The organism is Streptomyces sp. AC558_RSS880, from assembly GCF_019049255.1.
In the GTDB taxonomy this organism is placed as follows: Bacteria; Actinomycetota; Actinomycetes; order Streptomycetales; family Streptomycetaceae; genus Streptomyces.
Window position 1 is genome coordinate 1 of record NZ_JAGMUJ010000052.1, and the last position, 7,145, is coordinate 7,145.

The following is a 7,145-nucleotide window of genomic DNA, read 5'->3' on the forward strand; positions in this document are numbered from 1 at the left end:
ACCGGGGTGCCGGTGGGGACGGCGTAGTCCTGACCGCTGTGCTTGGACGCCCACATGCCGCCGTTCTGGGCGAAGCTCGCGGACAGCTTGTAGCTCTTCACCGGGTCGATCCAGGACGCCTGCTTCTCGGCGGCGGCCTGAGCGGCCTTCTCGGCCTGGGCGGCCTTCGCCTCGGCGGCCTTCTCGACCTGGGCGGCCTGGGCCTTCGCGGCCTGGGCCTGGGCGGCGGCCTGCGCCTCGACGGCACTGGCGACGCCGGACGCGGCCGTGGTGTCGGCGGCGGCCGCGACCCCGGCTCCCATCACGACCGAGGCCCCCAGTCCGGCGGCCAGCACGGCCGCGCGGGTGCGGATCAGGGACGCGGTGCGGGAGGAACGGGACGTGACGCGCTGGGACATACACACCTCATCAGGAGGGGGACAGAGGAAAACCACCCGGCGGACGGATCCGCGCCTCGGTGGTGATTCATTGGTAGCCCCTCCGGACATAACGGCGCAAAGGTGTGACCTACGACGGAAGCTCGTAGATCTGCACTGAGATGCACGTCTCTTGACGCATCACCCTTACCGGGTGAAACCCCCCATTTAGAGCTGATCGATCAGAAAGGTGGGGTAAATGTCCGTTTTAAAGGAGGGCTTTGGCCACTATTCCGCCTAGTACCGGACAAAGCGCCTGTGCGGCATGTCACCGGCGACCGGGTTCGGCCATTCCACGAATGTGGCGCAGGCCTCTAGGCGCCTACCGTCCGGTAACCCTACGGTTCACCTCGCGTCACCCTCGCAGACGAACATGCACACGACACGTTGGCAGCGTCACGGACGTGAGAGGACCCCCACGAGATGAGAAGCCGCCGCTCCTGGCCGATCCGCGCATCGGTCACCGCCGTCTCCGCGGCCGCCCTGGTGGCCCTGGCCGCACCGGCCGAAGCCACGACCCCCGCTTCACCGGCCGTTTCCCCGGTGGCAGCCGCCACCGCGGCGGCGGACGTCGACTACGACACCTGGCAGCGGGACTGCCGGGCGGTCATGGACCAGGCCCTGCCCTACCTGAAGCAGCGGATCGGTGACACCGCGCCGGGCGAGAAGCAGGCGATCGTCCTCGACGTCGACAACACCGCGCTGGAGACCGACTTCGGGTTCAGCTTCCCGCAGCCCGCCAACGAGCCGGTCCTGGAGGCCGCGGAGTACGCCCAGGAGCACGGCGTCGCCGTGTTCTTCGTGACCGCCCGCCCGGGCATCATCCACGCGCCCACCGAGTGGAACCTCGACCAGGCCGGCTACGAGTCCGCCGGCCTGTACGTCCGCGGGTTCTTCGACCTGTTCAAGAACGTCGCCGACTACAAGACCGCGCAGCGCGTCAACATCGAGGCCAAGGGCTACACGATCATCGCCAACATCGGCAACAGCGCGACCGACCTGTCGGGCGGCCACGCCGAGAGGACCTTCAAGCTGCCGGACTACGACGGTCAGCTCTCCTGAACCGGCCGCAGCCGCGGAAAAGGGGTCTGCCCCGGGACGTGTGTCCCGGGGCAGACCCCTTTTTCCGTTCAGGCCGAGCGCGGCGGCTACGCCTCCTTGCTCAGGTTCGGGCCGGCTCCGCCGGCCGCCTGCTCGATCGGCGGGACGTCGGGCAGGGCCGACTTCTCCTCACCGCGGAAGGTGAAGGTCTGGGACTCGCCCTCGCCCTCGGTGTCCACGACCACGATGTGACCGGGACGCAGCTCGCCGAAGAGGATCTTCTCCGACAGCGAGTCCTCGATCTCCCGCTGGATGGTCCGGCGCAGCGGCCGGGCGCCCAGCACGGGGTCGTAGCCCTTCTTGGACAGCAGCTCCTTGGCGGACTGGGAGAGCTCGATGCCCATGTCCCGGTCCTTCAGACGCTCGTCCACCTTGTCGATCATCAGGTCGACGATCCGCAGGATGTCGCTCTGCGTGAGCTGCGGGAAGACCACCACGTCGTCGACGCGGTTGAGGAACTCGGGCCGGAAGTGCTGCTTGAGCTCGTCCGAGACCTTGTTCTTCATGCGCTCGTAGTTGGTCTTCGTGTCGCCCGCGGCGGCGAAGCCCAGGTTGAAGCCCTTGGAGATGTCCCGGGTGCCGAGGTTGGTCGTCATGATGATGACCGTGTTCTTGAAGTCCACGACCCGGCCCTGGGAGTCGGTCAGGCGACCGTCCTCCAGGATCTGCAGCAGCGAGTTGAAGATGTCCGGGTGGGCCTTCTCGACCTCGTCGAAGAGGACGACCGAGAACGGCTTGCGGCGCACCTTCTCCGTCAGCTGACCGCCCTCCTCGTAGCCCACGTAGCCGGGGGGCGAACCGAAGAGGCGGGAGACCGTGTGCTTCTCGCTGAACTCCGACATGTCGAGGGAGATCAGCGCGTCCTCGTCACCGAAGAGGAACTCCGCCAGCGCCTTGGACAGCTCGGTCTTACCGACACCGGACGGGCCGGCGAAGATGAACGAGCCACCGGGACGCTTCGGGTCCTTCAGACCCGCACGGGTACGGCGGATCGCCTTCGACAGCGCCTTGACGGCGTCGTTCTGGCCGATGACCCGCTTGTGGAGCTCGTCCTCCATGCGCAGCAGGCGGGACGACTCCTCCTCGGTCAGCTTGAAGACCGGGATGCCCGTGGCCGTGGCGAGGACCTCGGCGATCAGCTCGCCGTCGACCTCGGCGACGACGTCCATGTCGCCGGCCTTCCACTCCTTCTCCCGCTTCGCCTTGGCGGCGAGGAGCTGCTTCTCCTTGTCGCGCAGGGAGGCGGCCTTCTCGAAGTCCTGCGAGTCGATCGCGGACTCCTTGTCGCGGCGGACGCCGGCGATCTTCTCGTCGAACTCACGCAGGTCCGGCGGCGCGGTCATCCGGCGGATGCGCATCCTCGAGCCGGCCTCGTCGATCAGGTCGATCGCCTTGTCCGGCAGGAAGCGGTCCGAGATGTAGCGGTCGGCGAGCGTCGCCGCCTGCACCAGGGCCTCGTCCGTGATGGAGACGCGGTGGTGCGCCTCGTAACGGTCGCGCAGGCCCTTGAGGATCTCGATCGTGTGCGGCAGGGACGGCTCCGCGACCTGGATCGGCTGGAAGCGGCGCTCCAGGGCCGCGTCCTTCTCCAGGTGCTTGCGGTACTCGTCCAGCGTGGTCGCACCGATGGTCTGCAGCTCACCGCGGGCCAGCATCGGCTTGAGGATGCTCGCGGCGTCGATGGCGCCCTCGGCGGCACCCGCACCGACCAGCGTGTGCAGCTCGTCGATGAACAGGATGATGTCGCCGCGGGTGCGGATCTCCTTGAGCACCTTCTTCAGGCGCTCCTCGAAGTCACCGCGGTAACGGGAGCCGGCGACCAGGGCACCGAGGTCCAGGGTGTAGAGGTGCTTGTCCTTGAGGGTCTCGGGCACCTCGCCCTTGACGATGGCCTGGGCGAGGCCCTCGACGACGGCGGTCTTGCCGACGCCGGGCTCACCGATCAGCACCGGGTTGTTCTTGGTACGGCGGGACAGCACCTGCATGACCCGCTCGATCTCCTTCTCGCGCCCGATGACCGGGTCGAGCTTGGACTCACGAGCGGCCTGGGTGAGGTTCCGGCCGAACTGGTCGAGGACCAGGGACGTGGAGGGAGTGCCCTCGGCAGGACCGCCGGCGGTGGCGGTCTCCTTGCCCTGGTAACCGGAGAGCAGCTGGATCACCTGCTGCCGCACGCGGTTGAGGTCTGCACCCAGCTTGACCAGGACCTGGGCGGCGACGCCCTCGCCCTCACGGATCAGGCCGAGCAGGATGTGCTCCGTGCCGATGTAGTTGTGGCCCAGCTGAAGGGCCTCGCGGAGCGACAGCTCCAGGACCTTCTTGGCACGGGGGGTGAAGGGGATGTGACCCGACGGGGCCTGCTGGCCCTGCCCGATGATCTCCTCCACCTGCTGGCGGACCGCCTCGAGCGAAATCCCGAGGCTCTCAAGGGCCTTGGCGGCGACACCCTCACCCTCGTGGATCAGGCCCAGGAGGATGTGCTCGGTGCCGATGTAGTTGTGGTTGAGCATCCGGGCTTCTTCCTGAGCCAGGACGACAACCCGCCGCGCGCGGTCGGTGAACCTCTCGAACATCGTTAATCGCTCCTCAGAGCGGTCAGGCAGTGGGGGGAACTTCCCCTCCCTGTCCTTCCGCAGCTTAGTCCCGCAAGCGGGGACCGCTCATTCCAACTGCCGACACCGTCGATGGCCTCCTGACCCCGCTCACGCCGACATCTGCTCCAACCCGATGGTGCGAGACGATGTTCCCGCAGGCCAGGCAGTTACCCCCTTCGCCAGTACGCCCATGGCGAACGGAAGACGTCCCGTCCTGCGTGTCGCCCCCTCCCACTAGGGATGTCTTACCCGCTGCTACGGACAGTCCATGCCGCGTGCACGGGTTCCCTCCGCTACGGGCGAACAACCTTGCGCCTCCCCGCACCCCCGCGCGCCCCCTTGTTCGACACCCCTCGCTTACGCATGGACACCCAGCGTAACCCGAAGGGCGCCGGGGCGTTGCGTCGGGCATGGTTCGGTCCGTCGCCCCCGCAGTGCCGTTCCCCCACCGGTCGCTCGCGCCGAGCGACGACGAGGTGCGGCTCTGGTACGAGAACGCGCTGGGGTGGCCCACGGTGCCCGGAGTGCCGGTGCGGCTGGCGGTGGGGGTGCGCTTCGACGTCCTGGACGTGCCCGCGGAGGCGGGACGCGCGGCGCTGGAGCGCCTGGAACGCTCGGGAGGGCTCGGCCGGGGGTTCCCGGTGGCCCTGCGGGACGACCGGATGCGGCTGCTGGTGGCAGCGGGCAGCGCGGAGGAGTTGCCGGGGCTGCTGGAGTGGCTGGACTGGGGCGCACTGGAGTTGGACCTGGTGGCGATCGGCGCGGGAGGGCTCATGGACGCCCCCTGGCCCCCTGATGCCGGTGTCAGTGTCAGTGCCGGCGGCGATGCCGGTACCGGTGCCGGTGCAGGCGCCTGTGCCGACGGCGATGCCGGTCCCACCACCCGGCCGCTCCCCCTGGGCCGTGGTGGATCGCAGGGGGCCGCCGTGTGGCTGCGGCCCCCCGAGCCGGGACATGAGGCCGAGGCCTCGCTGCCGACGCTGTCGGCGATGGGCACGAGGAGTGGTGCGCGGGGGGACGGTGACGGCCCCCCGGATCTCGTGCGGCTGGTGGACACGGTGGCGACGCAGATCCACCGGGTCCGGCTGCGGCGCGCGGATGCGGTCGCCGCCGTACGGGCCGACGGTCAGCCGTTGGCCTTCTCGTAGGCCTCGCGGATGGACGCGGGGACACGGCCGCGGTCGTTGACCTCGTAACCGTTCTCCTTCGCCCACGCGCGGATGGCCGCGGTGTCCTGGCTGCCGCCGGAAGAAGCACGCGCCTTTCCGCGACCGCCCGAAGCACGGCCCCCGGTACGACGACCGCCCTTCACGTAAGGGTCGAGAAGGCCACGGAGCTTGTCCGCATTGGCGGTGGTGAGATCGATCTCGTACGTCTTGCCGTCCAACGCGAACGTCACGGTCTCGTCCGCCTCGCCGCCGTCGAGGTCATCGACAAGAAGGACCTGAACCTTCTGTGCCACCGGATTTCCTTTCATCGATAACTTGAGGGCCGGGGTGTGCCGGCGTCCGCCGTATCGCCGCCCCTTGTTATATGCAGTACTGCAGTACTCCGGAAAGCAAACCGCTTTTGCCGTAAAAACACAAACCCCTGACAGAGACCTGCCGCCCGCATCCGGCACGGAAACGTGCGCGTTTCGGACATAGGGCACCTCGCGCAGATCACAGATGCAGAAGCATCCGGCTGTTGCCCAAGGTGTTCGGTTTCACGCGTTCGAGGCCGAGGAACTCCGCGACGCCCTCGTCATAGGAGCGCAGCAACTCCGCGTACACATCGGTGTCGACGGGCGTCTCACCGATCTCCACGAAGCCGTGCTTGCCGAAGAAGTCCACTTCGAAGGTCAGGCAGAATACGCGCCGAACGCCGAGCCAGCGGGCGGTCTCCAGCAACTTCTCCAGCAACCGGTGCCCGACGCCCGCGCCCTTCAGGCCCGGCTTCACGGCGAGAGTGCGGACTTCCGCGAGGTCTTCCCACATCACGTGCAGGGCACCGCAGCCGACCACCTCCGCGTTGTCGTCCCGTTCCGCGACCCAGAACTCCTGGATGTCCTCGTAAAGCGTCACCGTCGCTTTGTCGAGCAGGATGCGCCCGCGGACGTAGGCGTCAAGGAGCCGGCGCACGGCGGGGACATCGCTGGTGCGGGCCCGTCGGACCGTGATGGCTTTTGCGGGGACTTCAGGGCTGTCTGCGGACATGTGCGGACGCTATCGTCCGCTCCGACCCTCTGTGGAGCCGGGGTTCTCGTCGGCGGGGGTTTCCGGGAGCTGGACGATGCGGACCGCGTCGGTGAGAGCCTGACGCTGTTCCTCGCTCATCATGCCGAAGAACGCGACGAGAGCGGCGGCGGCGTTGTCGCTCTGCGACCACGCTTCGTTCATCAGCGCGGCGGCGTAGGCGGCGCGAGTGGAGACCGCCTCATATCGATAGGCCCTGCCTTCCGCCTCTCGGCGCACCCAGCCCTTCTGATGGAGATTGTCCAAAACGGTCATCACCGTGGTGTACGCGATGGACCGTTCCTTCTGAAGATCTTCCAGGACTTCCCGAACGGTCACCGGGCGGTTCCACTTCCACACCCGCGTCATGACCGCGTCTTCGAGTTCTCCCAGTGGGCGAGGCACAACTCAGAACAATAGTGGTGAATCACGACAATGGCGTGCCGAACGGGCGTGATCGCCGACAAAAACGAACAAAAAGGGCGTACGACCTTGGGTCGTACGCCGGGAGGGGGTGGCTGGGGTCAGGCTTCGTTCTCGGGGGCGGGCCGGGAGCCCTGCGCCCGCGCGAGGGCCGCGTCGACCGCGGCGTCCTCCTTGGTCTTGTTGGCGCCGCCCTGGGTCTTCACGATCACCCGGATCACGCCGATGAAGAAGACGGCCATGACGGCCGGGGGGAGGAGCGCGGAGACGTAGTCCATGGGTCCAGGGTAGGACAGCGGGGGCCGTCAGCCGACGGCCAGGTGCCGGTCCGACGGGGGCGGAGCGGGTTTGCGGCGGGGGAAGACCTCGCCGGGGGTGGGGATGGGGCGGTCGGGGGG

The 7,145-nt window shown here is 68.1% G+C and carries 7 protein-coding genes and 1 pseudogene; 2 read left to right on the forward strand and 6 right to left on the reverse strand.

Annotated elements, in window-relative coordinates; genetic code table 11:
- Positions 1–398, reverse strand: a pseudogene (locus KUM38_RS19585) (M23 family peptidase); the annotation flags it as partial.
- 441 nt (positions 399–839) lie between these two features.
- On the opposite strand from KUM38_RS19585, the gene KUM38_RS19590 reads away from it, so the two are divergent.
- Complete coding sequence (locus KUM38_RS19590) at positions 840–1,478, forward strand: HAD family acid phosphatase (RefSeq protein ID WP_217130700.1); 639 nt, start codon at positions 840–842, stop codon at positions 1,476–1,478.
- 86 nt (positions 1,479–1,564) lie between these two features.
- On the opposite strand, the gene KUM38_RS19595 is transcribed toward KUM38_RS19590, so the two are convergent.
- Positions 1,565–4,090: an ATP-dependent Clp protease ATP-binding subunit gene (locus KUM38_RS19595; RefSeq protein ID WP_217130701.1), complete on the reverse strand. Its 2,526-nt coding sequence runs from the start codon at positions 4,088–4,090 to the stop codon at positions 1,565–1,567.
- 431 nt (positions 4,091–4,521) lie between these two features.
- On the opposite strand from KUM38_RS19595, the gene KUM38_RS19600 reads away from it, so the two are divergent.
- On the forward strand, positions 4,522–5,259 hold the full coding sequence (locus KUM38_RS19600; RefSeq protein ID WP_217130702.1) for an SCO3374 family protein: 738 nt from the start codon (positions 4,522–4,524) through the stop codon (positions 5,257–5,259).
- Here KUM38_RS19600 and KUM38_RS19605 read toward each other — a convergent pair.
- The 4 genes from KUM38_RS19605 to KUM38_RS19620 form a co-directional block, all read right to left on the reverse strand.
- Entirely contained in the window at positions 5,238–5,573 is a 336-nt protein-coding gene (locus KUM38_RS19605) for an Lsr2 family protein (RefSeq protein WP_004928054.1), read from the reverse strand. The two genes, KUM38_RS19600 and KUM38_RS19605, sit on opposite strands and share 22 nt — an antisense overlap.
- A 199-nt stretch (positions 5,574–5,772) precedes the next feature.
- Positions 5,773–6,306, reverse strand: a complete 534-nt coding sequence (locus KUM38_RS19610) for an amino-acid N-acetyltransferase (protein WP_217130703.1) — start codon at positions 6,304–6,306, stop codon at positions 5,773–5,775.
- A 9-nt stretch (positions 6,307–6,315) separates the two neighbouring features.
- Positions 6,316–6,693, reverse strand: a complete 378-nt coding sequence (locus tag KUM38_RS19615) for a BlaI/MecI/CopY family transcriptional regulator (RefSeq protein WP_254397456.1) — start codon at positions 6,691–6,693, stop codon at positions 6,316–6,318.
- A 155-nt stretch (positions 6,694–6,848) separates the two neighbouring features.
- Complete coding sequence (locus KUM38_RS19620) at positions 6,849–7,025, reverse strand: hypothetical protein (RefSeq protein ID WP_217130705.1); 177 nt, start codon at positions 7,023–7,025, stop codon at positions 6,849–6,851.
- Positions 7,026–7,145 lie beyond the last annotated feature (120 nt).